Here is an 803-nt window from a genome sequence, read left to right on the forward strand (position 1 = left end):
TCTTAGGGAGCAACACAATGAAAACCATCCATCATCTCCTCGCCGGCACCGGTATGGTGCTGATTTCAAGTGCATTTTTCGGCTCAACGGCGACCGTTCCAGCATTTGCGCAGGCGATTGAGCGCCAGATCTCGGCGGGGAAGCAATGTCGCTTGTGCCCGCCGCTCACCAATGGCGAGGGCCATCCGACAGGCACAGCTAGTAGGGACACCATCGCCGGCAGCGGCAGCGTCGGCGACCACGGCACCGGCAGCGTCGGCGGCACCGGCAGCATTGACGGCAGCGGCAGCATTGACGGCAGCGGCACCGGCAGCATTGACGGCAGCGGCAGCATTGACGGCAGCGGCACCGGCAGCATTGACGGCAGCGGCAGCATCGGCGGCAGCGCCACCGGCAGCATCGGTGGCAGCGGCAGCATTGACGGCAGCGGCAGCGTCAGCGGCAGCGGCAGCGGCAGCGTCGCGCGCTGACAACGGCGGGCAATGGCGGCAATGTTAACGCCGGATTCGGCAACGGTGGCGAAGGTCCTGCCGGCGAGATCGAGATTGCCTGAGTCATGACCTGACCGCGATCAGCGCCGCGAACGCATCGCGGGCAGCCTGTCGATGCGGAGCCAGCCGCGCTTCGTGCTCAGCGGGCCAGCTTGCCGGGATGTAGCGGTTGATCGCCGCCTCGACCAACGCACGCGAACCACGCAGATCGCGAACCAGCGCATTGGCCTCAACCTTTCGCCGACCTTGACTGGCGATGTAGTTCTGGACGTAGGGCTTGCGGTGATCGGGGTGACCCGGATCGCCGAGGTC

2 protein-coding genes are annotated in these 803 nt (G+C 66.0%); one reads left to right on the forward strand and one right to left on the reverse strand.

Features of this window, described 5'->3' with window-relative positions:
• The first annotated feature begins 17 nt into the window (after nucleotides 1–17).
• Nucleotides 18–470, forward strand: coding sequence for a hypothetical protein (locus tag AC0L3L_RS36390; protein ID WP_473642195.1), 453 nt, complete (start codon nucleotides 18–20; stop codon nucleotides 468–470).
• An 84-nt stretch (nucleotides 471–554) separates the two neighbouring features.
• Here AC0L3L_RS36390 and AC0L3L_RS36395 read toward each other — a convergent pair.
• The coding region (locus tag AC0L3L_RS36395; RefSeq protein WP_473642197.1) for a hypothetical protein at nucleotides 555–803 on the reverse strand (249 nt) is incomplete at its 5' end.

It is taken from the genome of Mesorhizobium sp. WSM4849, assembly GCF_055811385.1.

Excerpts from the sequence above, each read along its gene's own strand:
- AC0L3L_RS36390 (WP_473642195.1), top strand. The coding sequence starts at position 18 with ATGAAAACCATCCATCATCTCCTCGCCGGCACCGGTATGGTGCTGATT.